This is a genomic window from Pseudomonas sp. RA_105y_Pfl2_P56, from assembly GCF_963970845.1.
In the GTDB taxonomy this organism is placed as follows: domain Bacteria; phylum Pseudomonadota; class Gammaproteobacteria; order Pseudomonadales; family Pseudomonadaceae; genus Aquipseudomonas; species Aquipseudomonas baetica_A.
Genome location: NZ_CAXAPL010000028.1, coordinates 18,049 through 44,661, shown reverse-complemented (window position 1 = coordinate 44,661; position 26,613 = coordinate 18,049). Strand labels below are relative to the sequence as shown.

Below are 26,613 nucleotides of genomic sequence, written 5' to 3'. Positions count from 1 at the left end.
GATCCCCGCGCGGCGGAGCACAGCAGATTTAAGCGCGTCGGGGAGCGGAACCTTAGCGCGTTAGACGCCTGCTCGACAATGGGCACGTCACTGTTTAAAACAGAGCCTAATCCAGCAATGGCTGCGCGAAAGCCTTGCGAACGCTGTCGTGGGAGAACTCGTCGGCATGTTGCTCGACCCAGTGCAGGGCCAACGCCTGAATATCCTGCAGGGCATCGTGAGCATCGTTTATTCGGCAATAGCGTTCGATCTGACACACTTGCTCACCCATTCGCGCACTGAACAGCGCCTGTTCATCGGTGAAGGCGATGCCCACCAGATACCCCTTTTTACGCCGCAGACACCACGCCACATAGCCCGGATAACAGATATCGGCATTGAGCGTCGGCATGCGGATTTGCAGCGCCGTGCCATGGCGCCAGGCGCGGTGATAATTGCAAGCGATCCCGCCGAGGCTGATAGTGTGCAGCTGTTGTCTGGAAATACACTCAGGCTTGAGCAAGGTTAATTCAACCGGCACTTCGTCCGGATGAGGAATGAAACGTCCCATGAGCACAGACTCCCTGTGTCGGCCATTTGACATTGTTTCCCCCAGTATAGTGGTCGAATCGCAGCTGACCGATTTCGACGCTGACCAGCGGCTGTTGGCGATGAACGGCGTTTCGCTGGTGATTTTTACCAGCGTCGGTTGCGCCAGTTGCCGCTATGCCCGTGAGGTCCTGCCCGGTTTGGATCTGACGGTGGATCGCTTGTGCTGGATCGACGCCGGCGAAAACGGTGGCCTGGTGGCGCGGTATCAGGTCTTTCATTTGCCGGCGCTGTTTGTCGTGCGTGACGGCGAGTTCTTTGGGGCATTGCACACGCGCCTGACGGTCGATGCGCTCAACGAGGCATTGGCGCAGGCCTTGGTTCGAATAGCAGAGGAGTTGCCATAAATGGGGACAATCAGCAAACCGGTGGTGGGGATTATCGGCACCGGCGCAATAGGTGGTTTCTACGGTTTGATGTTGGCGCGCGCTGGGTTCGATGTGCATTTTCTGTTGCGCAGCGAGTTCTCGTCGGTCGCCGAACGGGGCTTGCACGTTAACAGTGCGGTGCATGGCCCGCTGACGTTGAGCCCTGTGCAGGCTTATTCTTCTGCCCAGGACATGCCGCCGTGTGACTGGTTGTTGGTCGGCGCCAAGACCACCAGCAATGTGGGTCTTGCCCCCTCGATCATTCAAGCCTCGAAGCCCGGCGCGAAAGTGCTGCTATTGCAGAATGGTCTGGACGTCGAGGACAGCCTGCGTGAACAGTTGCCCGATTCGCTGCACCTGCTCGGAGGTCTGTGCCTTATCTGTGTACACCGCGAAGGGCCTGGGCAAATAACCCATCAAGCTTTGGGTGCTGTGAATGTCGGTTACCACAGCGGCCCGGCCATCGATGATGCCGGACGCATGGCGATTGTCGAAGAGGGCTGCACTTTGTTCCGCGCCGCGGGTATCGACTCGCAGGCGATGCCCGATCTGCAGCAGGCACGCTGGCAGAAACTGGTCTGGAATATCCCCTACAACGGTCTTTCGGTGTTGCTCGGCGCGAGTACCACGCCGCTGATGGCCGACGCCGACAGCCGCGCGTTGATCCAGGCGTTGATGACCGAAGTGGTGAAGGGGGCCAAGGCCTGTGGGCACGACATGCCGCCCGGTTACGCCGAGTACCTGTTCACGATGACCGAGAAAATGCCGGACTACTGGCCTAGCATGCACCACGACTTTTTGCACAAGCGTGCGCTGGAACTCGAGGCGATTTATGCCCGGCCACTGTCGGCCGCGAAAGCGGTGGGCTGCGAGCTGCCACGTATCGAAGCGTTGTATCGCACGTTGGGTTTTATCGACCGCCGCAACGTTTAAGTTTTTTTGTGAAAGGGCGGGTAGGCATGGCCAAGAACATCGATGACAAACTGGTGCTGGCGATTTCATCGCGCGCCTTGTTCGACCTGAGCGAGAGCCACAAGGTCTACCTGTCGAGCGGCGTTGAAGCCTATCGGCAATATCAGATCGAGCACGAAGACGAGATTCTCGCACCCGGTGATGCCTTCCCGTTGGTGGAAAAACTCCTGAGTCTTAACAGTCGCCTCGGTCGTGCTCGGGTCGAGGTGATTCTGGTGTCACGCAACAGCGCCGATACCGGCCTGCGAGTGTTCAACTCGATTCACCATTACGGTCTGGCGATTTCCCGTGCGGCGTTTGTCGGCGGGCGCAGTCCTTATCCGTATCTGAAAGCGTTCGGCTGCGATCTGTTTCTCTCCACCCATGCCGAGGATGTGCGTGCGGCACTGGATGCCGGTTTCGCCGCCGCGACGATTCTATCCGGGGGCGCCAGCCGTGCGGCCAGCGATGAGTTGCGCATCGCCTTCGACGGTGACGCGGTGATCTTTTCCGACGAGTCTGAACGCGTCTATCAGTCCGGCGGGCTGGAGGCGTTTCAAGCCAAGGAACGTGAGTCGGCCCGTGAGCCTTTGCGCGGAGGGCCGTTCAAGGGCTTTCTCGCCGCGCTCAATTTGCTGCAGCGCGAGTTCCCTGACGACGACTGCCCGATCCGCACGGCGTTGGTGACGGCGCGTTCGGCGCCGGCGCATGAACGGGTGATTCGCACGTTGCGCGAGTGGGATATCCGCCTCGACGAATCGCTGTTCCTCGGCGGCCTGACCAAGTCGGCGTTTCTTGAGGCCTTTGCTGCCGATGTGTTCTTTGATGATCAGACCGGCCATTGCGAACTGGCCCGCGAAGTCGTCGCTACTGGCCACGTGCCTCATGGCATCAGCAACGAACCGTCGATCTAAAGCCCCGGTGCTTCAAGACGTTGCGTCACACGTCGTACTCGCCAAGGCACTGCTAAGCTGAATCAAATCTGCGCCATGTTGGCTTGCGAGGGGGTCATATGATTCGTTCGATGCTGTATGCCACTGACCTCGGTCTGTACGCACCGTTAGTGATGCAGCACGCCTTGGCTTTGGCGCGAACGTTCGATGCCGACCTGTACGTCGTGCATGCGGTGGAGCCGATGGGGTTGTTTGCCGAATCGGTGTTGCAGAGTTATCTCGACGAGCAGGCGTTGAACGAATTCCACAGCCAGGGCTTGAAAACAGTCATCGCCAATATCGAGCAGCGGGTACTGGAAAGTTTTCGCGAAGAACTGGGGGACGAGGGCGAGCTGGATCTGCAGCGCATTCGAGCGGTGCGCGTGCTGCAGGGCGATCCGTCGCAGGTGATTCTTGATCAGCTACAGAAACTCTCTGTCGATTTGCTGATCGTAGGAAGTCACAGCCACGGGGTGGGCGCGGAAACGCCGTTGGGGCGCACGGCCGCTCGAGTCCTGCAATTGGCCAAGGTGCCGGTGTATCTGGTGCCACTGGTGGAGCGTCGGCGGCGGGAGGATCGCTAAAGCAGGAATAATGGCGCTTTGATAAAAAAGTTCTAGATTTATTATTCTAACCATTAATATAGTTATATATCGTCGCTGATGCCCGTGGCGTCTACCTGCTTTGAGGGATACATATGAAGCTTCAACAATTGCGCTACATCTGGGAAGTGGCGCACCACGACCTCAACGTTTCCGCTACAGCCCAAAGCCTCTACACCTCGCAACCGGGCATCAGTAAACAAATCCGTCTGCTGGAAGACGAACTCGGCGTCGAAGTGTTTGCCCGCAGCGGCAAGCACCTGACCCGCGTGACGCCGGCCGGCGAGCGCATCATCACCACCGCTGGTGAGATTCTGCGCAAAGTCGAAAGCATCAAGCAGATCGCCCAGGAATTCTCCAACGAGAAGAAAGGCACCCTGTCGATCGCCACGACTCACACCCAGGCGCGTTATGCACTACCGCCGGTGATCAGCAATTTCATCAAGCAATACCCGGACGTGGCGCTGCACATGCACCAGGGTTCGCCGATGCAGATCGCCGAAATGGCTGCTGACGGCACCGTCGACTTCGCTATTGCCACCGAAGCGCTGGAGTTGTTCGGCGATCTGGTGATGATGCCGTGCTACCGCTGGAACCGCTGCGTGGTGGTGCCGCAGGGCCACCCGCTGACCAAGCTGCCGAAGCTGACCCTCGAAGCGCTGGCTGAATACCCGATCGTGACTTATGTGTTCGGTTTTACGGGACGTTCGAAACTCGACGAAGCCTTCAGCCATCGTGGCCTGTCGCCGAAAGTGGTATTCACCGCCGCCGACGCCGACGTGATCAAAACCTACGTGCGCCTGGGGCTGGGCGTAGGCATCGTGGCGAAGATGGCGGTCGACACCAAACTCGACAACGACTTGGTGGTGCTCGATGCCAGCGAGCTGTTCGAATCGAGCGTGACCAAGATCGGTTTCCGTCGTGGTACTTTCCTGCGCGGGTTCATGTGCGACTTCATCGAGAAGTTCGCGCCACACCTGACCCGCGAAGTGATGGCCAAAGCTATCCAGTGTCACAACAAGCAGGAACTGGAAGATCTGTTCGACGGCGTCGAACTGCCCGTTCACTAAGCGCCCGCCTCAGAGCACCTCGGTGACAGTGAACTGTTGCCGGGTGCCCGCCACCAGAATCTCGACCTCATCACCTTCCAGCTTGCCTAGCAGGCTCTTGCCCAGTGGCGAGCGTGGGGTTATGACAGTAATTGGCTGACCCACCACATCGACTTTCAGGCCCGCCGCATCCGGGGCCAGAAACAGCCACTGCTCGCGCCCCTTTTCATCTTCCAGGCCGAGCAGGGCGCCCACTTCTATACCTCGGTTTTCGTCGTGCGCGCGCAGCGTCAGGTTCTGGCACAGCGCCAGTGACTGGCGAATTTCCTCGACCCGTTTCGCTTGCCCTGCCGCCAGATACGATGCCTCAAGCCCGAGGGTGTCGTACTTGTTTTCGGCGATGTTTTCTTCGTGGGTGGCGGTTTCGTAAGCGGTTTGCGCAGCGCGTTCGGCGATGTCGAGGTCGATGCGCAGTTTGTCGAGAATCAATTGGTGGACAGTGTGCTTGTTCATGATCAATCGCAGAATTGTAAAACGTTGGCGCGGCTTTTTTCGCTTGGCGCGGTCTGGTCCTGTTGCAGCCAGAACTGGCATTTCGGGTTTGACTGGTTGCGGCCGCTGCTGCGTGCCTGATCAAGGCGATTTTGCTGCTCGTTCTTGCGCAGGCTTTCTTCGTACTGCTCAAACAGCGGACTCTGCGGTGCAATGTCTGGTTGTGTCCGGACGGCTGGCGGGTTGGCCAATTGCTGTACAGCCTGGGCGACCGGCGCCAGTTGTTCGTTGAACAGAACGTGTGAAGCCAGCCAGCACGTCAGCGCAATGGCAAGAAAACCCAGCCATATGCCCAGGGCAATGCTGCCGGTCAAATGCAGCGCGCTCAGTTGAACCGGCAAGGGGCGACGCGGGTTAGGACGGTAGGGCATGGCTGCCTCCTGGCGGATGGGTGCGGGCAAATGGTGATTGTCGCACGAAGATTAATCGCCGTCGGCTCTTCTGCATGAGGTCATTTATGCGGACAATCGGTGTTTTGCCAACGGGAGTCTTGAATGCCGGAACCGAAAACCCGCTGGGATATTTTTTGCACCGTGGTCGATAACTACGGCGACATTGGCGTGACCTGGCGCTTGGCCCGGCAACTGGTGGCTGAGCATTCGCTGACAGTGCGGTTGTGGGTCGATGACTTGCGCGCATTCGAACGCACTTGTCCGCAAGTCGATATCAACGCCGCGCAACAATGGCAGCAAGGTGTGGAGGTGCGACACTGGCCAGGCGAATGGTTAGAGACGGACGCCGCTGATGTGGTGATCGCCGCATTCGCCTGCCAACTGCCGAGTGATTACATGAGCGCCATGGCCGAGCGGGAACAACCGCCGTTGTGGATGAACCTCGACTATCTCAGCGCCGAAGACTGGGTCGTGGGTTGCCACGGCCTGCCATCGGTGAAGTATAAGTCGGTGCAGAAGATATTCTTCTTTCCGGGATTCCGTCCAGGAACGGGCGGATTGTTGCGTGAGCGAGGTTTACTCGAACGGCGTCGGCAGTTTCAGCAAGATCCCCAAGTGCAGCGAGAATTCCTGCACGGTCTTGGGATCGACCGCGTGCCTGAAGCCCAACTGATTTCGCTGTTTGCCTATGAGAACGCTGGTTTGACCAGTTGGCTCGATGTGCTGGCAACCGATGCAAAGCCAACCCATCTGCTGGTGCCTGAAGGTCGGATACTCGGCGACGTCGCGCGATGGCTTGGGATGGAAAATCTCGACGTCGGGGCGATTCATGTTCGTCAATCGCTGACGGTGCAGGTGCTGCCGTTCGTCCGCCAGGATCAATACGATCATCTGCTCTGGTGCTGCGATTTCAATGCGGTGCGCGGGGAAGACTCGTTCGTGCGGGCGCAATGGGCGGGGCGGCCGATGCTCTGGCACATTTATCAGCAGGACGAAGACATCCATCTGGACAAGCTCGATGCCTTCCTCGCGCTCTACACAAAAGGCCTGTCACCGGCCGCTGCCGAGGCGATGAGCGGTCTCTGGCGAGCCTGGAGCGCCGGTCAGCCGATCGGCGAACACTGGCTCGCGGCCCGTCATCATTGGCCAGAACTGCAGAAAAATGCCGAAGCGTGGTGTCTGGAACAAGGCTTGCAGGCTGATCTTGCCGCGGCGCTGGTACAGTTTTACCTAAATTGGATATGATACGCGGCCTAGATTTTTGTAAATCCCATCCAAATTCGGATATTCGCAATGAAAACTGGTAAAGAACTGAAACCCGGTACCGTGATCCGTCTCGAAAACGATCCTTGGCTGGTTCAGAAAGCTGAATTCACCAAGTCGGGCCGTAACAGCGCGATCATGAAGACCAAGCTGAAAAACCTGCTGTCCGGTTACAAGACCGAGATCGTTTACAGCGCCGACGACAAACTGGACGACGTAATCCTCGACCGCAAAGAAGCGACCCTGTCCTTCATCAGCGGCGACACCTACACGTTCATGGACACCACTGACTACACCATGTACGAGCTGAACGCTGAAGACATCGAAGCCGTTCTGCCTTTCGTTGAAGAAGGCATGACCGATGTTTGCGAAGCGATCTTCTTCGAAGAGCGTCTGGTTTCCGTAGAGTTGCCGACCACCATCGTGCGCGTAGTTGACTACACCGAAGGTTCGGCTCGTGGCGACACTTCCGGCAAAGTCATGAAGCCAGCCAAGCTGAGCAACGGTACCGAGCTGCAAGTTGCCGACTTCATCGAAATCGGTGACAAGATCGAGATCGACACCCGCGAAGGCGGTTCCTACAAAGGCCGTGCCAAATAAGCACTGCTTTTTGCGGAAAGAAAAAACCCGACCATTGAGTCGGGTTTTTTTGTGCCTGCGATTTGTGCTGTTGCTCATCCTCTGTGGGAGCGGGCTTGCTCGCGAATACGTTGTTGCATCCAGTGAAGGGTTGACTGACAGGACGCCTTCGCGAACGAGCCCGCTCCCACAGGTTTTTTGCGTTTATCTCAAACGGTGGTGTGCAAACGTACATCAACATTGCCACGGGTGGCGTTGGAGTACGGGCAGACTTGGTGCGCCGCTTCGACCAGGCTTTGCGCGTCGGCCTGATCAAGGCCCGGCAGGCTGATGTGCAAATCGATGTCCAGACCGAAACCGCCTGGGATCTGGCCGATGCCGACGTGGGCGGTGATCGAAGCGTCGTCCGGGATTTTGCGTTTGGTCTGGCTTGCGACGAATTTCAGCGCGCCGATGAAGCAGGCCGAGTAACCGGCGGCGAACAGTTGCTCAGGGTTGGTCGCTGCGCCACCGGCACCGCCGAGTTCTTTCGGGGTTGCGAGTTTGACGTCGAGGATGTTGTCGCTGGAGATTGCGCGACCATCACGGCCACCGGTGGAAGTTGCGATTGCAGTGTAGAGAGTTTGCATGGTGTGAGCCTCGTTCAGTGTCGTTTTTTGCGCTAACTGTTTGCGCGCTAAGTAAGTGCGAGATGAATGTAGCTCGCAAATATTTTGTGCGCAAGATAATTTTTCAAAAAATGTCGGCCCTGATGTGTGAACAGTCCACTAATCATTAAAAGTGCATGATCTGAAAGGAATTTTTGAGTTGGCGCAGAAACATTGTGGAAGCGGGATTGCTCGCGAAGGCGTGGTGTCTGTTAACGAACAGGAATTTGACACCCCGCTTTCGCACGCAAGCCCGCTCCCTCATGGGGGGAGGTAATGGATTCAGGTGAGGCTGTCGTGCAGATGGCTGCGAAGTGCCTGCAACTCAGCTTGCAGATTCTGCAGGCGCTCCAGGGTGAAACCGCTGGCGCCTAGAATGCATTGCGGAACTGTTCTGGCTTGTTCCTTCAGTGCCCGGCCCTGTGCGGTCAATTCGACAATCACCACGCGTTCGTCTTCACGGCTGCGGGTGCGGCTGAGCAAGCCTTCGCCTTCCAGGCGTTTGAGCAATGGCGTCAACGAACCCGGATCCGTCAGCAGTCGTGTGCTGATTTCTCCGACAGTCAGACCGTCCTTCTCCCACAGCACCATCATCGCCAGATACTGCGGATAGGTCAGGCCCAGCGCTTGCAGCATCGGTTTGTAGACCTTGGTCATCATCAGTGAGGTCGAGTGCAGGGCGAAGCACGCCTGATTGTCCAGCAGCAGGTCTTCGCAGGTGTCGCGTTCGGATGTCATGTCAAAGCCTTGATCGGTGATGGTCATGAATCTAGCGTCCGAATGTTTAATGCGCCAGATAATTCTCCAGTTCTAGTGGCGGCCCAGATCACGCTGGAGTGCCAGATCCCACGGCGGTACGGGGCTGAATCGGGTCTTGAGGTATTCCAGCAACAAATGACTGCGCGAATGGGTTTGCCGTTCCATGCGCAACGCGTAGATGCCCGCGGATTCCGGCGCAGGCAGGCCGTGCTCGCAGAACAGCGGCAGCAACTCGCCGCGCAACAGGTACTCGCTGGCGAGCCAGGTTGGCAGGTGCGCAATCCCCAGCCCGGCCAAGGCGCCACACACAAGTGCCTCGGCGTTGTTGGCGCTCATGCGAATGCGTGCGGGACGATGCAGTTGCATCTTCCCGTCTGCCTCGAAACGCCAGGCAAAGGGCGGGGCGAGACCTTCCCAGTCCAGACCGTCGTGTTCACTCAATTGCGCGGGATGGTCTGGCACGCTTCGGCGTTTGAGATAGTCAGGGCTGGCGCAGGCAATGCGTACTATGCTTGCCAGCGGAGTGGCCACCAGCCGTGTGTCGGCCAGTTGTCCGGCCCGCAGCACCAGATCCACTTTGCCCAGGTTCGAACCGCTCATATCGACGAAGCTGTCGATCAGGTGCAACTGCACATCCAGCCCGGGATACAGAACGAGGAAGTCAGCAATGACCGGTGCCAAGTGTCGCCGCCCGAACGCGGCCGGGGCGTCGATGCGAATCAAGCCTTCCGGCGCACTGCTCAGGGAAACGGCTTCGGCGCGGGCCAGTTGCAGTTCGGCGACGATCCGTCGCGCCCGTTCGGCAAAGGCCAGGCCTGCGGGGGTGGCGCGCACGGCGTGTGTGCTGCGGATGAACAACTGGCTGCCGACCGCGCTTTCAAGGCTGTCGATGCGTCGAGCGACTGCCGAAGGCGTCAGTGGATGAAGGCGTGAAGCGGCGGAAAAACTGCCGCTTTCCAGCACATCGAGAAACAGCCCGAGTTGATCGGTCAATTGATTGGGGTTCATGTCGGTTCAACGCTTTTGCGAAATCGGCATAGCCATTGTGCGTTGCTGTGCGTTTCCCTGCCAGCCGCGACTGCGTAGGATGAATCGCCTGACGTAAGAGGAATTTGGCTGTGATGGACTTCTTGTTGTACCTGCTGTTCGGCGCGGCCCTCGGCACACTCGGTGGCATCTTCGGCATCGGTGGCGGCCTGATTGCCATTCCTTTGCTGGGCGTGTGGTTCGGGCTCGACCAGCAGATTGCCCAAGGCACCGCGCTGGTGATGGTGGTGCCGAACGTGATGCTGGCGCTGTGGCGTTACCATCAGCGCAATCGCATCGAACTGCGGCATGCGTTGCCGCTGGCCGTCATGGGCTTCTGTTTTGCCTGGATCGGCTCGATCTGGGCGGTGGGCATCGATGCACAGACGATGCGCATCGGTTTTGTCGCCTTTCTGGTCGTGTTGTCCGTCTATAACCTGGTGCGCATACTAGGCGCGCGGCCAGCGACGACACCCCGAATGCGTTATTCCTGGCCATGGCTGGGTGTACTTGGTGCGGCGTCCGGAACCATGGGCGGGTTGTTTGGTGTCGGCGGAGCCGTGGTGGCGACGCCGGTGCTGACCAGCGTGTTCGGTGCCACTCAGGTGGTTGCTCAAGGCCTGTCGCTGGCGCTGGCGTTGCCGAGCACTGGCGTCACCCTGGTCACCTACGCGGTGCATCACGAAGTTGACTGGATGATCGGCCTGCCACTGGCCATCGGCGGTCTGGCGAGCATCAGTTGGGGTGTGAAAGTTGCCCACGCGATGCCGGAAAAAATTCTGCGTGGGCTGTTCTGCGGCTTCCTGGTGCTGTGTGCGGTGATGCTCGCGATTAAAGTTTGAAGCCGTCGACGATGTGTTCGGCCAGGCACTCGGTAATCGGGGAAGGTTTGTTCAGGTTGCGGATCAGCATGATGCTCGCCTCGGGCAGCAGCGGCAGGTTTTCGTCGGCGCCGAGAATACGCATATCCGGGGTGATCAGGCTTTCCAGTTGGGCGGTGATCGCCAGACCAGCGCTCACCACCGCCATCAGCGCCGACAGGCTGGTGCTGTTGTAGGCGATGCGGTAATCGCGGCCCATTGCGTCCAGCGCATTGCATGCCCACAAGCGACAGAAACAATCACTGTTGAACATCGCCAAAGGCAACGGCGTCTGTTCGTGGGCGCTGAAGTTTTGCGCCTCGGCCCAGACGAAGCGCTCCTTGCGCAGCAGTTGACCAATCTCGTTGCCCGGCTCGCGGGTCACGATCGACAGGTCCAGGTCGGTGCGCTGCAATAGCTGTCTGGTCGATTCGCAATGCACTTCGATCTGGATCAGCGGATAGAACTGCGCAAACCGCGACAGGATTCCCGGCAGAAAGCGCATCACGTAATCATCCGGCGTACCGATGCGCACGGTGCCGACCATGTGCGGCTCGCGCAAGGTGTTGAACACTTCGCTATGCAGTTTGAGGATGCGCCGCGCGTAACCGAGCAGAACCTGACCCTCTGCAGTCAGTCGCACCTGACGGCCATCACGCTCGAACAGTTGGCGCTGCAACACGTCTTCTTCCAGCCGCTTCATTTGCATGCTCACCGCTGATTGCGTGCGGTTGACCATCTCGCCAGCGCGGGTGAAACCGCCCTGATCGGCAATCGCGACAAAGGTGCGCAGGACATCGGTATCGATACTGGGGTAGGCCGACAATTGATGAATCTCCGTGATGAATGCCATCAGAAACATTCGTTGGATTGATCTTAGCGCCAGCGCGAGACTGGGGCCATCCACAACGGAGGGCAATACGATGAAAGGTCAAAAAGTCTATGTAAGCGATGAAAGAGTTCCTGTTCATCTCATCTCGGATCTGCTGCACAAGTTTAGTCGCTGGTACGAGCTTCACCGCGAACGCGAGTTGCTCGCCAGTCTGAGTGACGAAGCGCTGAAAGACATCGGCGTCAGTCGCGCCGACGTCGAACATGAGTCGGTGCGGCCATTCTGGGACGATCCGATGCACAAATGATCAGGGCATTACTACACAAACCACTTTCAGGTGAGGTAGGTTGCGAGCAGACAAGGAGATGCTCATGCCCGCGACACTGTCCTTTTCCCTTAAACAGGCTCGACGTCTGGCGCTGGCTGCCCAAGGGTTCAACGGGCGCCAGCCGCCGACCGTCAAGGCATCGCACCTTAACCGGCTGATCGAACGGCTGGGCCTTTTGCAGATCGACTCTGTCAATGCCGTGGTGCGCTCGCACTATCTGCCGCTGTTCTCCCGTCTCGGTTCCTATTCTTCTGACTTGCTCGACCAAGCGGCCTGGACTTCGGGACGGCGTCGCACGTTGTTCGAATATTGGGGGCATGAGGCATCGTTGCTGCCGCTGTCGATGTATCCGTTATTGGCGTGGCGGATGCAGCGCGCCAAACGTGGCGAAGGCATCTATCAGCAGTTGGCGAAGTTCGGTCGCGAGCAGCAGGACACGATTCGTCGGGTGTTGGCGTCTGTTGAAGCACAGGGTGCTTTGGGGGCCGGCAGTCTGTCGACCCGCGAAGACAAGGCTGGGCCTTGGTGGGACTGGAGCGCGGAGAAGCATGCGCTGGAATGGTTGTTCGCCGCTGGCGAAGTGACAGTGGCGGGGCGACGCGGATTTAAGCGTTTGTATGATTTGCCCGAGCGGGTATTGCCGGCGTCGATCCTGCAGCAGACCCTGCCTGATGAGGCCCAGGCGCAGCGCGGATTATTGCTGCATGCCGCTGAAGCACTGGGCGTCGGCACGGAAAAAGATCTGCGTGACTACTTTCGTTTGAATCCGGCGGATGCCCGTCCGCGTCTTGCCGAACTGGTTGAGGCCGGACAGTTGCTCACCTGTGAAGTGGCCGGTTGGCGGCCAATCGCCTATTGCCTGCCGGAGCCGAAAGTCCCGCGCAAGGTAGCGGCCAGCGCGCTGTTATCACCGTTCGATTCGTTGATCTGGGAGCGTAGTCGCACCGAGCGTCTGTTCGATTTCCGCTATCGACTGGAGATCTACACGCCTCAGGACAAACGGGTTTACGGGTACTACGTGTTGCCGTTTCTACACAACGAACGGATTGCTGCGCGGGTCGATCTGCGTTCCGAGCGGGCATCGGGGCGATTGGCGGTGCAGGCGGTACACGAGGAGGCGGCGGGGCTGGATGACGAGGGGATGCTGGCGCTGGCGGTGAACTTACGGCGGATGGCGCATTGGCTGGGGTTGGAGAGGGTGCAGCTTAATTGTCAGCGCGAGAGTGCAGGGCGGTTGCGGGTGGCATTGGCGCAAATTGATGTTGATTGATTGGGCCTTTTCGCGAGCAAGCCCACACTGGATTGGTGTTGTTCACTAAACCAGTGTGGGAGCGGGCTTGCTCGCGAATGCGACCTGTCAGACGCTAGATGCCTGACTGATTCAACGGCGAACCTGCTTCAGCGTCTCAGCAATCAAAAACGCCAGTTCCAGCGACTGATCGGCATTCATCCGCGGGTCACAGTGCGTGTGATAACGATCCGACAAGCCATCTTCAGTGATCGGCCGCGCCCCGCCAATGCACTCGGTGACATTCTGCCCGGTCATCTCGATATGAATCCCGCCGGCATAAGTGCCTTCGGCTCCGTGTACCTGGAAGAACTGTTTCACCTCGCCGAGGATCTGCGCAAAATCACGGGTCTTGTAGCCGCTGCTGGCCTTGATCGTGTTGCCGTGCATCGGGTCGCAACTCCATAGCACCTGCTTGCCTTCGCGCTGAACCGCACGGATCAGTGCTGGCAGGTGATCGCCAACCTTGTTCGCGCCCATTCGCGCGATCAGGTTCAGGCGACCCGGATCGTTGTCCGGGTTGAGCACGTCGATCAGGCGGATCAAATCGTCGGGGTCCATGCTCGGGCCGACTTTCACCCCGATCGGGTTGTTCACGCCGCGCAGGAATTCGACGTGAGCGCCGTCGAGCTGACGGGTGCGGTCGCCGATCCACAGCATGTGCGCCGAGCAATCGTAGTAATCGTTGGTCAGGCTGTCACGACGCACGAAGGCTTCTTCGTAGTTCAGCAGCAATGCTTCATGGGCGGTGAAGAAACTGGTTTCGCGCAATTGCGGCGAGCTGTCCATGCCGCAAGCGCGCATGAAGGCCAGGGTTTCATCGATGCGGCCAGCGAGGTGGCTGTACTTCTCGGCCAGCGCCGAGTTGGCGATGAAATCGAGATTCCATTTGTGCACTTGATGCAGGTCGGCAAAACCGCCCTGGGCGAAGGCGCGCAACAGGTTCAGGGTCGCGGTGGACTGGTGATAAGACTGCAGCAGGCGTTCCGGGTCCGGCACACGGCTTTTTTCGTCAAAACCGATGCCGTTGACGATGTCGCCACGGTAGGCCGGCAGGGTCACGCCGCTGATGGTTTCGTCGTTGGCTGAGCGCGGCTTGGCAAACTGGCCGGCCATGCGCCCGACCTTGACCACCGGGCAGCCCGCGGCGAAGGTCATGACGATGGCCATTTGCAGCAACACTTTAAACGTGTCGCGAATTTTCGCCGCGGAAAATTCGGCAAAGCTTTCGGCGCAGTCACCGCCCTGCAGCAGGAACGCCCGCCCCTGAGTCACTTCGGCAAACTGACGACGCAGTTCGCGTGCTTCGCCGGCAAACACCAGTGGCGGATAGCTGGCCAGCGTCTGCTCGACCTGGCGCAAGTGCGCGGCGTCGGGGTATTGGGGTTGTTGCTGGATCGGCAGGGCACGCCAGCTTTCAGGGCTCCAGGGTTGGTTCATCACGGTCTCTAAGGTTCTACGCACGGAAGGCCATGGTATCAGCAAATTAGTGCGTGACCTGTTCCTGCCCCTTCGCCGACAATCGCCTCTTTGCCACGGCGCCAAAGCGGTGCCATCGCGTCACCGCGCCCGGTGACCATCAGGAGACGAAATGACTGAGGAGCGCGTCGAGCATCTGCTCGCCGAAGTACAGGATGAGTTCGGCGTGATTCGCGTGCTGGAAGTGGCGGATTACCGCTTTCTCGAATTCGGCGATGCAATCGAGCAGAGCTGTGTGTTCACCGCTGATCCGAGCTGGCTGGAATACGACTACACCCGGGCGATGCTGATTGGCGCGTTGTGCCATGAGCGCCCGGAGAGTGCGCTGTTCCTCGGACTGGGCGCCGGTACGCTGACTCAGGCCTGCCTCAGGTTCCTGCCTCTGGAGGATGTCGAAGCGATTGAGCTGCGTCCCGATGTGCCGCGTCTGGCCGTTGAATACCTTGGGCTGGATGATGATCCGCGTCTGTACATTCGCGTTGGCGATGCGCTCGAGTTGCTGCCAACCGCCGAGCCGGCGGATCTGATTTTTGTCGACCTCTATACCGATGTCGGGCCGGGCGTCGGGCACCTTGCCTGGCGTTTCCTGGGTGACTGTCAGAAGCGTCTGAATCCGGGCGGCTGGCTGGTGATCAATCAGTGGGCCACCGATGACGGCAAGCCGCTGGGTGCGGCGTTGTTGCGCGGGCTCTATCACCGGCATTACTGGGAGTTGCCGGTGAAGGAGGGCAATGTAATTCTGATTGTCCCGGCGGATCTCGATCAGGCACTGGACATGCAGGCGCTGACGGCCCGGGCCGAAGCACTGGCGCCGCAGTTGGGGTATTCGTTGCAGTCGTTGATCAAAGCCATTCGTCCGGCGACTTGAGTCTTCAGCGCTGACCCCTTCGCGAGCAAGCCCGCTCCCACACTTGAAATGCATTCCAAATGTGTGAGCGGGCTTGCTCGCGAAGAGGGCCTGAAGAGCACCACATTTCTCAGATCCCTTTGAAGATGCCCGGGCGCCGTTCAACCAGCGACTTGATACCTTCCTTGGCATCCTCACTACTCAGCAACTTTTTCACCAGCGTCGGCAACCCCTGCGCCGCCGCCGTCTCACCTTCATAGCGCGCCTGTCGCGCCGATTGCAACGTCGCCTGTACCCCCAACGGCGCCTGTCGGGCAATCCGCTCAGCCAGTTCAATCGCCCGTGGCAGCAGATCTTCGCTGGCCATCACTTCCTGCACCAACCCCAGCCTTAATGCGTCGTGGGCATCAAACTCATCCCCGGTCAGCAACCAGCGCATCGCATTGCCCCAGCCGGCCACCTGATGAAAACGTAAAGTCGCGCCACCAAAAGGAAAGATCCCACGCTGAACTTCCATTTGCGCGAAGCGGGTATTGCTCGCACACAGGTTGATATCCGCTGCCAGCATCAACTCGATACCAATGGTCAGGCAGTAGCCCTGCGCTGCAACAATCACCGGTTTGCTCACCCGTGGCCCGACGAAAACGCCCCAGGGATCGCAACCGCCGGTCGGAACCTGCCAGCCTTGCGCAAGGGCGGCGCTGGCATTGACCAGATCCAGACCGGCGGTAAAGTGTTCGCCATGCCCGAACACCACCGCTACCCGCGCCTCGCTATCCGCCTCGAACTCGCCGTAGGCCAGGCTCAGCTCATTGAGCAGGTCGAGGTCGAACGCATTGCGCTTGGCCGCTCGGTCGAGGCCGATCAGGTGGACATGACCACGACGTTCTCGGCTGACGCGGCCGGGGCAGGGCTGGTTCATGGCTAAATCCTCAGGCAGGAAGGGCGGGGCAGCGACGGTATGCCGCACATCGGTGAATCGTTTTAGCGTCATCACCCGTAGGGCCGGGCCTTTGAAAAATAGACCTTGGCGCGATTATCCGCAAAACCCCATTACACAGCGGTGACGCACGGATTCAGGCGATAAAAAAAGCTCCCTTTTTGGGCAAAATCCGGTATAGTGCGCGCCGGCCTTTAACCGGGCCGCGTTTAGGTAGCGCAATTTCCCGAAGTCAGCTTCGGCTGCACGTCCGCATTGCGGGCTCTTCCCGGACGATTCTTTTTCTCATTCATTCGTTTTCGCAAATCCCCGCCGACAAAGCTGCCAGGGCGACTCTTGAGTCTCAACACGGCATGCGCAGCTTTGGAGCATGGGTCTTTGCGGATGCACTTAGAGGCAGACCCATGACCCAGGAAACCGGCGGATTCGCCGCTTTTAATCTTAATCCGAATATTCTTGCAGCCGTCGCAGCGACCGGCTACGAAGAGCCTTCGGCGATTCAGCAGCAATCGATCCCGATCATCATGGCCGGCCAGGACATGATTGGCCAGGCGCAAACCGGTACCGGTAAAACCGCCGCGTTCGCACTGCCTATTCTGCACCGCATCGATCCTGCCAAGCGCGAACCGCAAGCCCTGATCCTGGCGCCAACCCGAGAGTTGGCGCTGCAAGTAGCAACCGCTTTTGAAACCTACGCCAAGCAAATGCCAGGCGTCACCGTTGTCGCCGTTTACGGCGGCGCGCCGATGGGCCCGCAACTGAAAGCAATCCGTAACGGCGCACAGATCGTTGTCGCCACTCCGGGCCGTCTGTGCGACCACCTGCGTCGCGACGAGAAAGTGCTGTCGACCGTGAACCACCTGGTTCTCGACGAAGCTGACGAAATGTTGAAACTGGGCTTCATGGATGACCTGGAAGTCATCTTCAAGGCTCTGCCAGCGACCCGTCAGACCGTTTTGTTCTCGGCTACCCTGCCGCAGTCGATCCGCGCCATTGCCGAACGCCACCTGCGCGATCCGCAACACGTCAAGATCCAGACCAAGACCCAAACCGTTACCGCGATCGAACAGGCTCACCTGTTGGTTCACGCTGACCAGAAGACTTCGGCCGTTCTCAGCTTGCTGGAAGTGGAAGATTTCGACGCTCTGATCATGTTCGTGCGCACCAAGCAAGCGACCCTGGATCTGGCCAGTGCCCTCGACGCCAAAGGCTACAAAGCCGCTGCGCTGAACGGTGACATCGCCCAGAACCAGCGTGAGCGCGTTATCGACTCGCTCAAGGATGGCCGTCTGGACATCGTTGTTGCGACCGACGTTGCTGCTCGTGGTCTGGACGTTCCGCGCATCACTCACGTTTTCAACGTGGACATGCCGTACGATCCAGAGTCCTACGTTCACCGTATCGGCCGTACGGGTCGTGCCGGTCGCGAAGGTCGCGCACTGCTGCTGGTGACTCCGCGTGAGCGTCGCATGCTGCAAGTGATCGAGCGTGTAACCGGTCAGAAAGTGGCTGAAGTACGTCTGCCGGACGCTCAGGCTGTTCTCGATGCGCGCATCAAGAAGCTGACCAACAGCCTCTCGCCGCTGGTGGCTGATGCCGAGTCGACTCACGGTGAACTGCTGGATCGTCTGACTGCCGATATCGGCTGCACGCCGCGTGCTCTGGCTGCTGCTCTGCTGCGCAAGGCCACCAATGGCCAAGCGCTGAACCTGGCTGCAATCGAGAAGGAGCGTCCACTGGTGCCGAACAATGCACCGCGTGGCGACCGTCCTGAGCGCACCGGTGATCGTCCAGATCGTGGTGACCGCGAGCGTCGCGCGCCAATGCCTTTGGGCGAAGGCCGTGCTCGTTGCCGTACCGCGCTGGGTGCGCGTGACGGTATCGCTGCGAAGAACCTGCTGGGCGCTATCCTCAATGAAGGTGGTCTGGCCCGTGAAGCGATCGGTCGCATCCAGGTGCGTGACAGCTTCAGCCTCGTCGAGCTGCCGGAAGATGGTCTGGACAAACTCCTGACCAAACTGAAGGACACTCGCGTTGCCGGTAAGCAGCTGAAACTGCGTCGCTACCGCGAAGATTGATCCGCTCCTGGCTGATTGATCGAACATAAAAAATCCCCGACTGGTTCGGGGATTTTTTTTGCCTGTTTTCTGGATTCACATCAATCCATGTGGGAGCGAGCGTTCTCGCGAAAGCGTCAGCCGAAACGATATATATCCATCCCCAACGCCCCCATCGTGAACCCCTTGTGCGCCACACTGAACTCGCCTCCGGCACCTCGCGCAAAATACAGCGGCAGCAAATGCTCATCACTCGGATGGCTTCGCACCGCATTGGGCGCCTGCTGACGGTAGTCGTGCAGCGCAGCCTCATCGTTGGCTGCAAGTCTGTCGATCATCCAGTCACGGAAGGCCTTGGCCCATGGCTCGACACTTTCCGCACCGGCATGCCAGTCCAGCTCACGCAGGTTGTGAGTGATGCTGCCAGAGCCGATCAGCAGAATCCCTCGTTCGCGCAGGCTTGCCAGCGCACGGCCGACGCGTGTTTGCAGTGCCGGACCGCCGCGACTCGGTAACGAAACTTGCACCACTGGAATATTTGCCTCGGGATACATCAGGGACAGCGGCACCCAGACGCCGTGATCGAACGGGCGCTGTGGATCGAGGCGCGCGGGTAGGCCTTTAATGGTCAGCAGATCGGCGACCTCGGCAGCCAGTTGCGGATTGCCCAGCGCCGGGTACTGCACTTCAAACAGGGCGCGCGGGAAACCGCCGAAGTCATGCAATGTCTCGGGTTGCGGATGGCTGCTGACCAGCAATTCGTGACTCTCCCAGTGTGCGGAGACAATCACGATGGCTTCGGGCCTGGGCAATTCGGCGGCCAGTCGTGCGAGGGCTGGGCCGCTGGCGCCGGGCTCCAGCGCGAGCATGGGCGATCCATGGGAGATAAACAGGCTGGGAAGCATGGACGGGTTCCTGAGCGGTAAGATGGGCCATCTTCAGTCAGTTCATTGATCTAAATCTAATATAAGTTTTAACGCTTTTTGATCGATTTTTTAGGAGCGACACATGCAGCCTGAGTTTTGGCACAAGAAGTGGGCATCTGACCAGATCGGCTTTCATCAGCCTGAGGTGAACCCCCATTTGCAGCGGCACTGGCCGGATCTGTCGATCCCTGTATCGGCCCGCGTACTGGTGCCACTGTGTGGGAAAAGTCTGGATTTGCTGTGGCTGGCCGGGCGTGGCCACAAGGTTTTAGGGGTTGAGCTGTCGGAAAAAGCTGTCGAGGATTTTTTCAGCGAGCAGCGGGTGTCCCCGCAAATCAGCGAGAGGGGCATATTCAAGGTATATCGCGCTGGATCTATCGAGCTTTGGTGTGGTGATTTCTTTGCACTGAAAGCGGACGATGTCGCCGATTGCGCAGCGCTGTACGACCGGGCAGCGATGATCGCGCTCCCGTCACCGATGCGTGAGCAGTATGCGGCGCACCTTCAGCAGATCTTGCCGCAGGGCTTGCAAGGATTGTTGATTACGCTGGATTACGATCAGTCACAGATGTCCGGGCCGCCGTTCGCGGTATTGGACGATGAGGTGCAGCGGTTGCTGGGCGGCGGTTGGCAGGTGCAAGTGCTCGAACAGCAGGATGTGCTGGGGGAGAGCTGGAAGTTCTTGCAGGCGGGCGTGACGCGGTTGGAGGAGAGGGTTTACCGTATTTCCGGTCATTAGTTGTTTTTCGGCAGTACTGACGTTATCGCTGACTTGCCAGCGATGACGTCAGCCAGAGCAGCCCATGACTCGAAGCAATAAAAAAGACCCGCATCACTGCGGGCCTTCTTTTTTTACGTGAGCTGGATCAACCGCGACGACGCAAAGCGTCGATACGCTCTTCCAGAGGCGGGTGACTCATGAACATGCGGGCGAAGCCCTGCTTGATACCACCGTTGATGCCAAACGCACTCAGGGTGTCCGGCATGTGTACCGGCAGGCCCTGTTCGGCACGCAGGCGTTGCAGTGCACCGATCATCGCGCTGGTACCGGCCAGACGTGCACCGGCTTCGTCGGCGCGGAATTCGCGTTTGCGCGAGAACCACATGACGATCGCACTGGCCAGGATGCCCAGTACCAGTTCGGCGAAGATGGTGGCCACGTAGTAGGCAATGCCCCGGCCTTCTTCGTTCTTGAAAAAGAACTTGTCGACGAAGTTGCCGATGATCCGCGCGAAGAACATCACGAAAGTGTTTACCACGCCCTGGATCAGCGCCAGGGTCACCATGTCGCCATTGGCAACGTGGCCGATTTCGTGAGCCAGCACGGCTTTCACTTCATCGGGCGAAAAACGCTCGAGCAGGCCCTGACTGACGGCGACCAGTGCGTCGTTCTTGTTCCAGCCAGTGGCGAACGCGTTTGCTTCGTAAGCGGGGAAAATACCGACTTCGGGCATCTTGATCCCGGCTTCGCGGGACAATTGCTCGACGGTTTGCAGCAGCCATTGCTCATGCCGTGTGCGTGGCTGGCTGATGATCTGGGTGCCGGTGCTCATCTTCGCCATCCACTTGGAGATGAACAGCGAGAACAGAGAGCCGGCGAAACCAAAGACTGCACAGAAAACCAGCAGCTGACTGAGGTCGAGATCAACCCCGTTGGCCGCCATGAACCCGTTGAAGCCAAAAAGGCTCAGGGTGATGCTGGCTATCAGCACGACCGCCAGGTTAGTGGCCAAAAACAGCAGGATGCGCATCATGGTTGTAGAAATCTCCTCAAGCTAAAGATGTAGCGTAGTGCGGGGTATATAAGGTGCTGCACCGGGCTATTCAACCGGGTGACTATTTCAAACTGTGTCCTACAGCGATTTCTTCGGCGCACGCCCCGTTTCCCACAACAGACACTGATACGGACGACACGCAGCCGCGACCCGTCGCCATGGCGTCAGGCGTATATGGCGGGTACGAATCGCAAGTGTAGAGGGCGTGTGGAGGAGGGGAGCGCAGAAGTGTTGCTGAATCAGACAGTGCGCAACGTTCGGGCCGTTGCGCACTGCTGGCCATTTACTGGCGGTAGGACTTGAGGAAGTTGCCGATGCGGCCGATGGCCATTTCGAGTTCGTCGACTCGTGGCAGGGTGACGACACGGAAGTGATCCGGCCACGGCCAGTTGAATGCCGTGCCCTGCACCACCAGCAACTTCTCGGAGAGCAACAGGTCAAGGACGAATTTTTCGTCGTTGTGGATCGGGCAGACCTTCGGGTCGATCCGTGGGAACGCGTAAAGCGCACCCATCGGTTTGACGCAGCTCACACCCGGGATATCGTTGAGCAGTTCCCAGGTACGGTTGCGCTGTTCCAGCAGGCGACCTTGCGGCAGTACCAGATCATTGATGCTCTGATAGCCGCCCAATGCGGTCTGGATCGCATGTTGGCTCGGCACGTTCGCACACAGACGCATGTTGGCCAGCATGTCGATGCCTTCGATGTAACTCTGGGCGTTGTGTTTCGGTCCGGAAATCGCGATCCAGCCAGAACGGAAGCCGGCCACGCGATAGGACTTCGACAGGCCGTTGAAGGTCAGGCACAGTAGATCCGGGGCCAGGGACGCGGTGCAGATGTGCACGGCGTCGTCGTACAGAATCTTGTCGTAGATTTCGTCGGAGAACACCACCAGGTTGTGCTGACGGGCCAGTTCCAGCATGCCCAGCAACACTTCCTTCGAATACACCGCGCCGGTCGGGTTGTTCGGGTTGATGATCACCATGGCCTTGGTGTTCGGGGTTATTTTGGCCTTGATGTCGGCCAGGTCCGGGAACCAGTCGGCACCTTCGTCGCACAGGTAGTGCACCGCGTTGCCGCCGGCCAGGCTCACGGCAGCGGTCCACAGCGGATAGTCTGGCGCCGGCACCAGCACTTCGTCGCCGTTGTTGAGCAGCGCCTGCAGCGACATCACGATCAACTCGGAAACGCCGTTACCCAGGTAGATGTCTTCAATGCCGACACCTTCGACCTGTTTCTGCTGGTAGTACTGCATCACGGCCTTGCGCGCACTGAACAGACCTTTGGAATCGCTGTAGCCTTGCGCGGTTGGCAGATTGCGGATCACATCCTGAAGGATTTCGTCCGGCGCTTCGAAACCGAACGGCGCCGGGTTGCCGATGTTCAGCTTGAGGATGCGCTGGCCTTCCTCTTCCAGTCGTTTGGCGTGCTTGAGCACCGGGCCGCGAATGTCGTAGCAGACGTTGGCGAGCTTGTTCGATTTGCTGAACTGCATGGCGATGTGATCCCGAAAATGAACGATCCAGACGGCGGATGGACAACCGTGCTGGGATTCCTGCGTCTTCGTACAGGCGAATGTCTTGAGGCATGGTGCCCAGAATCCGTTTGAATGCGCCCGGTCTGGCTGCCAGACTGGCGTGTGACGAGGCGCAATCATACGTGCCGCCCGATCCGTGGAAAAGGTACAGATCGGGCTTTTTCAGCCGCTGAGGTGTGATGATGGAAAAGTTGGAAAAAACCCTGGAAGAATGGAAAGCCATGCTTGATCCGCAGCAGTACGAGGTTTGCCGCCTCAGTGCGACCGAGCGACCGTTCTCCGGCAAGTACAACGCCACCAAAACTGATGGTGTTTACCACTGCGTCTGCTGTAACGAGCCATTGTTCGACTCCACGACCAAATTTGATTCCGGTTGCGGCTGGCCGAGCTTCTACGCGCCAATCGGCGAAGGTGCCATGACCGAAATCCGCGATATCAGCCACGGCATGATTCGTACCGAAGTGAAATGCGCGTGCTGTGATGCGCATTTGGGGCACGTCTTTCCGGACGGTCCGCCCCCGACTGGTTTGCGCTATTGCATCAATTCGGTGTGCTTGAATCTGGAGCCCCGGGAGTAGGAGTTTGGGCGGCCCAAGGGTCGCTCTTCGAATAATTAAATTGTGTGCAATTAAATTGTTCGCTATTTTTGCGGCTTCTTCCTGATTTCAGAGCGCGCCCCATGAGCGACAACCTGCTGAATATCCCTTGCACCACCATCAAGGGCGAACAAAAGACCCTGGCCGATTTCGCCGGTAAAGCGGTGTTGGTGGTCAACACTGCCAGCAAGTGCGGCTTCACCCCACAGTACAAGGGGCTGGAGGAACTGTGGCAGACCTACAAGGACCAAGGCCTGGTAGTTCTGGGCTTTCCATGCAATCAATTCGGCAAGCAGGAGCCGGGCAATGAGGGCGCGATCAGTGAGTTCTGCGAACTGAATTTCGGTGTCAGCTTCCCGCTGTTCAAAAAGATCGAAGTCAACGGCGCAGGCGCCCACCCACTGTTTGTGCAATTGAAGAAGCGCGCTCCGGGTGTACTCGGTTCTCAGGGCATCAAGTGGAACTTCACCAAGTTCCTGATTGGTAAAGATGGCCAGTTGGTCAAGCGCTTTGCGCCGGCCACCAAGCCGCAGGATCTGAGCCGCGAGATCGAAGCCTTGCTCAAATGAACAGCCTGTCCGTCGATTCGCTGAACCTCGACAGTCAGTTGTGCTTCAAGCTGTATGCGGCTTCTCGTGCGGTGATCCGCGCCTACAAGCCGATGCTCGATCAGCTTGGCCTGACCTACCCGCAATACCTGGCGATGCTGGTGTTGTGGGAATGGCAGGACAGCGCGCCAGAGCAACCGACGGTCAAGGCACTTGGCGAGCGACTGGCGCTGGATTCCGGCACCTTGACCCCATTGCTCAAGCGGCTGGAGCAATTTCAACTGGTACAGCGCCAGCGCTCTGTGCTCGATGAGCGTGAGGTGCATCTGAGCCTGACGGCGGCGGGGCAGGCGCTACGCGAGGAGGTCGGGCCACTGAAGGCCCGTCTGCTGTGCGACAGCGGTGTGGATCTGGACCGATTGAATGGCTTGCGCGACGGACTCGATCACTTGCTGGGCCAGATCAAAGCGCTGGCGTAGTCGTGATCCATTGGTCCAGCAATGCCGCCAGCTCTTCGCGGCGAAACGGCTTGGCCAGGTAGTCACTCATGCCCGCCGCCCGACAGCGTTCACGCTCCTCGGACATAGCGTTGGCGGTCAACGCGACAATCGGCAGGTTTGGCCAGCGTCCGCTCTGGCGAATCTGTCGGCTCGCTTCATAACCGTCCATCACGGGCATGTTGCAGTCCATCAGCACCAGATCGAATTCCTGATACTCCAACTGATCCAGCGCTTCGGCGCCATGGGCAGCCACCACGACATCACAGCCAAGTTTGCCGAGCATGCCTTTGGCCACCAGTTGATTGACCGGGTTGTCCTCGACCAGTAGCACACGCCCACGTCTGACGGGGGGCGAAGTTTCGAGTTGTGCATCGTTGATGGTGGCGACCTCCGGGTTCAAGGTGCGCCGCAGATTCTGATAGAGCGCGTTACGCGCCAGTGGTCGGGCCTGTTGTTGCAGCGGGGCGAGGGCTGCCGCTTCTTCGCTGGGCAGGAAACTGCCGTAGGCGGTCACCAGCAGGATCGGAGCGGTGAGTGTCGGACGCAGCCCGAACAGGCACTCGGGGCAGTCAGTGATCAGTACATCGGGCGACAGCCCCAGCAGCGAGTCGTCCATAGTGCGTTGTTCGTACGCAAGGCCCCAGACCGGCAGCAGATTTTTCAACAACTCTGCCAAGCCGCTGCTGGCGGCGGTAATGGCGAGGACTTTGCCATGCAGAAGCGCCGGAGCCAGTGCTCGGGTATGGCAGGGCAGCGGTAGCTCGGCGCAGAACTGGCTGCCGAAACCGGTCTCTGAAGTGATACTCAGGCGTCCCTGCATGGCTTCGCAGAGGTTGTAAGTCAGCGCCAATCCCAGTCCGGTGCCGCCGTACTGGCGGGTAATGCCGGCACCCGCCTGAGTGAACGGCTGGAAGATCTTCACCTGTGCTTCCTGTGCGATACCGATACCGGTGTCGCAGACTTCGATACGCACGCCATCCTTGTAGGTCGACAATCGCACATCCACCCGCCCGAAGCGGGTAAATTTCAGGGCGTTGGACAGCAGGTTGCTGACGATCTGCCGGACCCGGGTCGGATCGCCCAGCACCAGTGCGGGGAAGTGCGGATCAATCAGGCAGGTCAGCTCGACGCTCGGCGCCGCGTTCTGCGACAGCAGGTTGGCGGTGTCCTCGATCAATGAGCCGAGGTCGAACGGGATGTGCTCGAGCTCCAGTTGTCCTGCATCGAATTTAGACAGGTCGAGAATATCGTTGAGCAACTCCACCAGCACTTTGCCCGAGTCGTGGGCGATCGATAGCTGTTGTTGTTGCTCGGCATTCAGCGGTCCGTCGAGTGAAAGCGCGATCATCCCCAGCAGACCGTTGAGTGGCGTGCGGATCTCATGGCTCATGTTGGCCAGGAACGCCGACCGCGCTTCGGCCATCTCCAGCGCCGTGCTGCGGGCGACTTCGAGCTCCTGATTGGACTGGCTGAGCCGGGTATTGATCGCTTTGAGTTCGGCGGTCCGCGTCGAGACGATGTCTTCCAGTTGGCCGAGGTATTCGGTCAGACGGTTTTCGGCGTTGCGCCGCTGCTGGATCTCGGTGGCGATGTTCTCGAATTGCTGATTGGCGACTTTGACCAGTACGCCGATTTCATCGTTGGCATGCCCGGCCGGGCATTCCAGCGTGGCCGCTTCGGCGCTGCGAGGGTCACGTCCGCTGAGCTCGCGAATGACGCGAACCAGCGGTTTGGTCAGCATCACGTAAAACAGCGCCAGCAGAATGCCGGTCAGGATCAGGCTGCGCGCGAATCCATTGAGCAGTGTGACCTCGGCCCGGCGCAGGAAGCGGCTGCCGTACGTGTAGGTGTCGACTTCAAGACTCAGGATCCCCAGCGATTCGTTGGGCAGGTGATCCAGATACAGGCGATCTTCGAATTGACGCTTGGCGCCGAAGAGGAAATCGCTGATCACCCGATAGCCGTTTTGCAGCTCCGGGCGTTTGACACTGGCCAGCTCCGTATTGTTGTTGTCGATCAGTTGCGCAGAAATGATTGCCGGTGAGCGCAGCAGGCCCAAGGCGAGTTCCTGGGCCAGTTCGGCATCGATGTTGTAGGCAATGCGTGATGCCGGGTTATGGCTGATCTCCAGCAAAGACAGGATTTCACGGTTGATGGCGGCGTCTTCACTGGCATAATCGATGCCGATTTGCAGTAGGCTGAGCAGCGTGCCGAGAATGAACCCGACCAGCACAGTAAGCCGGGCTTGTTTGTATGACAGCCGGTGAGTGAATTTGATATCCATGGGGTGTTGAACCACTTCCGTTTCCCTTCGCTGCTCAAGCATAGTCGATCATGTACGGATACCGAGGTTCCCGAATCGCCTTGTAACAAGGCTCGGCGCGGGAGTTTT

The 26,613-nt window shown here is 59.0% G+C and carries 29 protein-coding genes; 16 read left to right on the top strand and 13 right to left on the bottom strand.

What is annotated here, in order from left to right; all coding sequences use genetic code 11:
- Positions 1-106: 106 nt before the first annotated feature.
- On the bottom strand, positions 107-550 hold the full coding sequence (locus tag AACY11_RS19020; protein ID WP_339431184.1) for a PilZ domain-containing protein: 444 nt from the start codon (positions 548-550) through the stop codon (positions 107-109).
- Between AACY11_RS19020 and AACY11_RS19015 the strand changes: the two genes are divergently transcribed.
- The 5 genes from AACY11_RS19015 to cysB all read left to right on the top strand — a co-directional run bounded on the left by AACY11_RS19015 (position 549) and on the right by cysB (position 4,511).
- Entirely contained in the window at positions 549-935 is a 387-nt protein-coding gene (locus AACY11_RS19015) for a thioredoxin family protein (RefSeq protein WP_339431185.1), read from the top strand. The two genes, AACY11_RS19020 and AACY11_RS19015, sit on opposite strands and share 2 nt — an antisense overlap.
- The gene (locus AACY11_RS19010; RefSeq protein ID WP_339495509.1) at positions 936-1,889 is read left to right on the top strand and encodes a putative 2-dehydropantoate 2-reductase; all 954 of its coding nucleotides are present in this window, start codon (positions 936-938) and stop codon (positions 1,887-1,889) included.
- Positions 1,890-1,915: 26 nt separating this feature from the next.
- Entirely contained in the window at positions 1,916-2,821 is a 906-nt protein-coding gene (locus tag AACY11_RS19005; RefSeq protein ID WP_339431187.1) for a 5'-nucleotidase, read from the top strand.
- Between the two features lie 98 nt (positions 2,822-2,919).
- Positions 2,920-3,423, top strand: a complete 504-nt coding sequence (locus tag AACY11_RS19000) for a universal stress protein (protein WP_339495508.1) — start codon at positions 2,920-2,922, stop codon at positions 3,421-3,423.
- 113 nt (positions 3,424-3,536) lie between these two features.
- Complete coding sequence (gene cysB / locus AACY11_RS18995; protein WP_221729209.1) at positions 3,537-4,511, top strand: HTH-type transcriptional regulator CysB; 975 nt, start codon at positions 3,537-3,539, stop codon at positions 4,509-4,511.
- Between the two features lie 9 nt (positions 4,512-4,520).
- On the opposite strand, the gene AACY11_RS18990 is transcribed toward cysB, so the two are convergent.
- Both AACY11_RS18990 and AACY11_RS18985 read right to left on the bottom strand, forming a co-directional pair.
- Positions 4,521-5,003 (bottom strand): GreA/GreB family elongation factor, encoded by a 483-nt coding sequence (locus tag AACY11_RS18990; protein WP_221729208.1) that lies wholly within the window; start codon positions 5,001-5,003, stop codon positions 4,521-4,523.
- A gap of 2 nt (positions 5,004-5,005) precedes the next feature.
- Positions 5,006-5,413 (bottom strand): hypothetical protein, encoded by a 408-nt coding sequence (locus AACY11_RS18985; protein WP_339464806.1) that lies wholly within the window; start codon positions 5,411-5,413, stop codon positions 5,006-5,008.
- Between the two features lie 123 nt (positions 5,414-5,536).
- Here AACY11_RS18985 and earP point away from each other — a divergent pair, with 123 nt between their 5' ends.
- Positions 5,537-6,679 carry an elongation factor P maturation arginine rhamnosyltransferase EarP gene (earP, locus tag AACY11_RS18980; RefSeq protein WP_339495507.1) on the top strand — a complete coding sequence of 381 codons (1,143 nt, stop codon included), beginning with the start codon at positions 5,537-5,539 and terminating at the stop codon, positions 6,677-6,679.
- A 48-nt stretch (positions 6,680-6,727) separates the two neighbouring features.
- Positions 6,728-7,297: an elongation factor P gene (locus AACY11_RS18975; RefSeq protein ID WP_339495506.1), complete on the top strand. Its 570-nt coding sequence runs from the start codon at positions 6,728-6,730 to the stop codon at positions 7,295-7,297.
- Between the two features lie 188 nt (positions 7,298-7,485).
- Here the strand turns inward: AACY11_RS18975 and AACY11_RS18970 are convergent, their stop codons facing one another.
- From AACY11_RS18970 to AACY11_RS18960, 3 genes are all read right to left on the bottom strand, one after another.
- A complete protein-coding gene (locus AACY11_RS18970) occupies positions 7,486-7,905 on the bottom strand; it encodes an organic hydroperoxide resistance protein (RefSeq protein WP_339431191.1) in 420 nt (139 codons plus the stop codon).
- Between the two features lie 300 nt (positions 7,906-8,205).
- Positions 8,206-8,661, bottom strand: a complete 456-nt coding sequence (locus tag AACY11_RS18965) for a MarR family winged helix-turn-helix transcriptional regulator (protein WP_339431272.1) — start codon at positions 8,659-8,661, stop codon at positions 8,206-8,208.
- A 72-nt stretch (positions 8,662-8,733) separates the two neighbouring features.
- The gene (locus AACY11_RS18960) at positions 8,734-9,690 is read right to left on the bottom strand and encodes a LysR family transcriptional regulator (RefSeq protein ID WP_339464804.1); all 957 of its coding nucleotides are present in this window, start codon (positions 9,688-9,690) and stop codon (positions 8,734-8,736) included.
- Between the two features lie 110 nt (positions 9,691-9,800).
- Here AACY11_RS18960 and AACY11_RS18955 point away from each other — a divergent pair, with 110 nt between their 5' ends.
- Positions 9,801-10,550 (top strand): sulfite exporter TauE/SafE family protein, encoded by a 750-nt coding sequence (locus AACY11_RS18955; protein WP_339431193.1) that lies wholly within the window; start codon positions 9,801-9,803, stop codon positions 10,548-10,550.
- On the opposite strand, the gene AACY11_RS18950 is transcribed toward AACY11_RS18955, so the two are convergent.
- A complete protein-coding gene (locus tag AACY11_RS18950) occupies positions 10,540-11,394 on the bottom strand; it encodes a LysR substrate-binding domain-containing protein (RefSeq protein ID WP_339431273.1) in 855 nt (284 codons plus the stop codon). The two genes, AACY11_RS18955 and AACY11_RS18950, sit on opposite strands and share 11 nt — an antisense overlap.
- 97 nt (positions 11,395-11,491) lie before the next feature.
- On the opposite strand from AACY11_RS18950, the gene AACY11_RS18945 reads away from it, so the two are divergent.
- Together AACY11_RS18945 and AACY11_RS18940 are read left to right on the top strand one after the other, a co-directional pair.
- Positions 11,492-11,707 carry a DUF1127 domain-containing protein gene (locus AACY11_RS18945; protein ID WP_339431194.1) on the top strand — a complete coding sequence of 72 codons (216 nt, stop codon included), beginning with the start codon at positions 11,492-11,494 and terminating at the stop codon, positions 11,705-11,707.
- A gap of 64 nt (positions 11,708-11,771) precedes the next feature.
- Positions 11,772-12,998 carry a winged helix-turn-helix domain-containing protein gene (locus tag AACY11_RS18940; protein ID WP_339495505.1) on the top strand — a complete coding sequence of 409 codons (1,227 nt, stop codon included), beginning with the start codon at positions 11,772-11,774 and terminating at the stop codon, positions 12,996-12,998.
- 111 nt (positions 12,999-13,109) lie between these two features.
- On the opposite strand, the gene AACY11_RS18935 is transcribed toward AACY11_RS18940, so the two are convergent.
- Positions 13,110-14,456, bottom strand: a complete 1,347-nt coding sequence (locus AACY11_RS18935; RefSeq protein ID WP_339431196.1) for a class II 3-deoxy-7-phosphoheptulonate synthase — start codon at positions 14,454-14,456, stop codon at positions 13,110-13,112.
- A 151-nt stretch (positions 14,457-14,607) separates the two neighbouring features.
- Here AACY11_RS18935 and AACY11_RS18930 point away from each other — a divergent pair, with 151 nt between their 5' ends.
- Positions 14,608-15,363: a spermidine synthase gene (locus AACY11_RS18930; protein WP_339431197.1), complete on the top strand. Its 756-nt coding sequence runs from the start codon at positions 14,608-14,610 to the stop codon at positions 15,361-15,363.
- Positions 15,364-15,472: 109 nt separating this feature from the next.
- On the opposite strand, the gene AACY11_RS18925 is transcribed toward AACY11_RS18930, so the two are convergent.
- Positions 15,473-16,264: a crotonase/enoyl-CoA hydratase family protein gene (locus AACY11_RS18925; RefSeq protein ID WP_339431198.1), complete on the bottom strand. Its 792-nt coding sequence runs from the start codon at positions 16,262-16,264 to the stop codon at positions 15,473-15,475.
- Between the two features lie 422 nt (positions 16,265-16,686).
- Between AACY11_RS18925 and AACY11_RS18920 the strand changes: the two genes are divergently transcribed.
- Complete coding sequence (locus AACY11_RS18920) at positions 16,687-18,360, top strand: DEAD/DEAH box helicase (RefSeq protein ID WP_008088238.1); 1,674 nt, start codon at positions 16,687-16,689, stop codon at positions 18,358-18,360.
- Between the two features lie 116 nt (positions 18,361-18,476).
- Here the strand turns inward: AACY11_RS18920 and AACY11_RS18915 are convergent, their stop codons facing one another.
- Positions 18,477-19,244, bottom strand: a complete 768-nt coding sequence (locus tag AACY11_RS18915) for a DODA-type extradiol aromatic ring-opening family dioxygenase (protein WP_339495504.1) — start codon at positions 19,242-19,244, stop codon at positions 18,477-18,479.
- Positions 19,245-19,347: 103 nt separating this feature from the next.
- On the opposite strand from AACY11_RS18915, the gene AACY11_RS18910 reads away from it, so the two are divergent.
- Positions 19,348-20,004, top strand: a complete 657-nt coding sequence (locus AACY11_RS18910) for a thiopurine S-methyltransferase (RefSeq protein WP_339431200.1) — start codon at positions 19,348-19,350, stop codon at positions 20,002-20,004.
- Positions 20,005-20,131: 127 nt separating this feature from the next.
- On the opposite strand, the gene htpX is transcribed toward AACY11_RS18910, so the two are convergent.
- Both htpX and AACY11_RS18900 read right to left on the bottom strand, forming a co-directional pair.
- Positions 20,132-21,019 carry a protease HtpX gene (htpX, locus tag AACY11_RS18905; protein WP_339431201.1) on the bottom strand — a complete coding sequence of 296 codons (888 nt, stop codon included), beginning with the start codon at positions 21,017-21,019 and terminating at the stop codon, positions 20,132-20,134.
- Positions 21,020-21,323: 304 nt separating this feature from the next.
- Positions 21,324-22,535 carry a pyridoxal phosphate-dependent aminotransferase gene (locus tag AACY11_RS18900; protein WP_042560257.1) on the bottom strand — a complete coding sequence of 404 codons (1,212 nt, stop codon included), beginning with the start codon at positions 22,533-22,535 and terminating at the stop codon, positions 21,324-21,326.
- 224 nt (positions 22,536-22,759) lie between these two features.
- Between AACY11_RS18900 and msrB the strand changes: the two genes are divergently transcribed.
- The 3 genes from msrB to AACY11_RS18885 all read left to right on the top strand — a co-directional run bounded on the left by msrB (position 22,760) and on the right by AACY11_RS18885 (position 24,200).
- Entirely contained in the window at positions 22,760-23,155 is a 396-nt protein-coding gene (gene msrB / locus AACY11_RS18895) for a peptide-methionine (R)-S-oxide reductase MsrB (RefSeq protein WP_339431202.1), read from the top strand.
- 101 nt (positions 23,156-23,256) lie between these two features.
- The gene (locus AACY11_RS18890; RefSeq protein ID WP_034155230.1) at positions 23,257-23,742 is read left to right on the top strand and encodes a glutathione peroxidase; all 486 of its coding nucleotides are present in this window, start codon (positions 23,257-23,259) and stop codon (positions 23,740-23,742) included.
- A complete protein-coding gene (locus AACY11_RS18885) occupies positions 23,739-24,200 on the top strand; it encodes a MarR family winged helix-turn-helix transcriptional regulator (RefSeq protein ID WP_339431204.1) in 462 nt (153 codons plus the stop codon). Before AACY11_RS18890 ends, AACY11_RS18885 begins: the two co-directional genes overlap by 4 nt.
- Here the strand turns inward: AACY11_RS18885 and AACY11_RS18880 are convergent.
- Positions 24,184-26,505 (bottom strand): hybrid sensor histidine kinase/response regulator, encoded by a 2,322-nt coding sequence (locus AACY11_RS18880; protein ID WP_339431205.1) that lies wholly within the window; start codon positions 26,503-26,505, stop codon positions 24,184-24,186. The genes AACY11_RS18885 and AACY11_RS18880 overlap by 17 nt on opposite strands.
- Positions 26,506-26,613: the final 108 nt, after the last annotated feature.

Bases quoted from the DNA above. Each gene is read 5' to 3' on its own strand.
- AACY11_RS19015 (WP_339431185.1), top strand. From the start codon at position 549: ATGAGCACAGACTCCCTGTGTCGGCCATTTGACATTGTTTCCCCCAGT.
- AACY11_RS19020 (WP_339431184.1), bottom strand. From the start codon at position 550: ATGGGACGTTTCATTCCTCATCCGGACGAAGTGCCGGTTGAATTAACC.
- AACY11_RS19010 (WP_339495509.1), top strand. From the start codon at position 936: ATGGGGACAATCAGCAAACCGGTGGTGGGGATTATCGGCACCGGCGCA.
- AACY11_RS19005 (WP_339431187.1), top strand. From the start codon at position 1,916: ATGGCCAAGAACATCGATGACAAACTGGTGCTGGCGATTTCATCGCGC.
- AACY11_RS19000 (WP_339495508.1), top strand. From the start codon at position 2,920: ATGATTCGTTCGATGCTGTATGCCACTGACCTCGGTCTGTACGCACCG.
- cysB (WP_221729209.1), top strand. From the start codon at position 3,537: ATGAAGCTTCAACAATTGCGCTACATCTGGGAAGTGGCGCACCACGAC.
- AACY11_RS18990 (WP_221729208.1), bottom strand. From the start codon at position 5,003: ATGAACAAGCACACTGTCCACCAATTGATTCTCGACAAACTGCGCATC.
- AACY11_RS18985 (WP_339464806.1), bottom strand. From the start codon at position 5,413: ATGCCCTACCGTCCTAACCCGCGTCGCCCCTTGCCGGTTCAACTGAGC.
- earP (WP_339495507.1), top strand. From the start codon at position 5,537: ATGCCGGAACCGAAAACCCGCTGGGATATTTTTTGCACCGTGGTCGAT.
- AACY11_RS18975 (WP_339495506.1), top strand. From the start codon at position 6,728: ATGAAAACTGGTAAAGAACTGAAACCCGGTACCGTGATCCGTCTCGAA.
- AACY11_RS18970 (WP_339431191.1), bottom strand. From the start codon at position 7,905: ATGCAAACTCTCTACACTGCAATCGCAACTTCCACCGGTGGCCGTGAT.
- AACY11_RS18965 (WP_339431272.1), bottom strand. From the start codon at position 8,661: ATGACATCCGAACGCGACACCTGCGAAGACCTGCTGCTGGACAATCAG.
- AACY11_RS18960 (WP_339464804.1), bottom strand. From the start codon at position 9,690: ATGAACCCCAATCAATTGACCGATCAACTCGGGCTGTTTCTCGATGTG.
- AACY11_RS18945 (WP_339431194.1), top strand. From the start codon at position 11,492: ATGAAAGGTCAAAAAGTCTATGTAAGCGATGAAAGAGTTCCTGTTCAT.
- AACY11_RS18940 (WP_339495505.1), top strand. From the start codon at position 11,772: ATGCCCGCGACACTGTCCTTTTCCCTTAAACAGGCTCGACGTCTGGCG.
- AACY11_RS18935 (WP_339431196.1), bottom strand. From the start codon at position 14,456: ATGAACCAACCCTGGAGCCCTGAAAGCTGGCGTGCCCTGCCGATCCAG.
- AACY11_RS18930 (WP_339431197.1), top strand. From the start codon at position 14,608: ATGACTGAGGAGCGCGTCGAGCATCTGCTCGCCGAAGTACAGGATGAG.
- AACY11_RS18925 (WP_339431198.1), bottom strand. From the start codon at position 16,264: ATGAACCAGCCCTGCCCCGGCCGCGTCAGCCGAGAACGTCGTGGTCAT.
- AACY11_RS18920 (WP_008088238.1), top strand. From the start codon at position 16,687: ATGACCCAGGAAACCGGCGGATTCGCCGCTTTTAATCTTAATCCGAAT.
- AACY11_RS18915 (WP_339495504.1), bottom strand. From the start codon at position 19,244: ATGCTTCCCAGCCTGTTTATCTCCCATGGATCGCCCATGCTCGCGCTG.
- AACY11_RS18910 (WP_339431200.1), top strand. From the start codon at position 19,348: ATGCAGCCTGAGTTTTGGCACAAGAAGTGGGCATCTGACCAGATCGGC.
- htpX (WP_339431201.1), bottom strand. From the start codon at position 21,019: ATGATGCGCATCCTGCTGTTTTTGGCCACTAACCTGGCGGTCGTGCTG.
- AACY11_RS18900 (WP_042560257.1), bottom strand. From the start codon at position 22,535: ATGCAGTTCAGCAAATCGAACAAGCTCGCCAACGTCTGCTACGACATT.
- msrB (WP_339431202.1), top strand. From the start codon at position 22,760: ATGGAAAAGTTGGAAAAAACCCTGGAAGAATGGAAAGCCATGCTTGAT.
- AACY11_RS18890 (WP_034155230.1), top strand. From the start codon at position 23,257: ATGAGCGACAACCTGCTGAATATCCCTTGCACCACCATCAAGGGCGAA.
- AACY11_RS18885 (WP_339431204.1), top strand. From the start codon at position 23,739: ATGAACAGCCTGTCCGTCGATTCGCTGAACCTCGACAGTCAGTTGTGC.
- AACY11_RS18880 (WP_339431205.1), bottom strand. From the start codon at position 26,505: ATGGATATCAAATTCACTCACCGGCTGTCATACAAACAAGCCCGGCTT.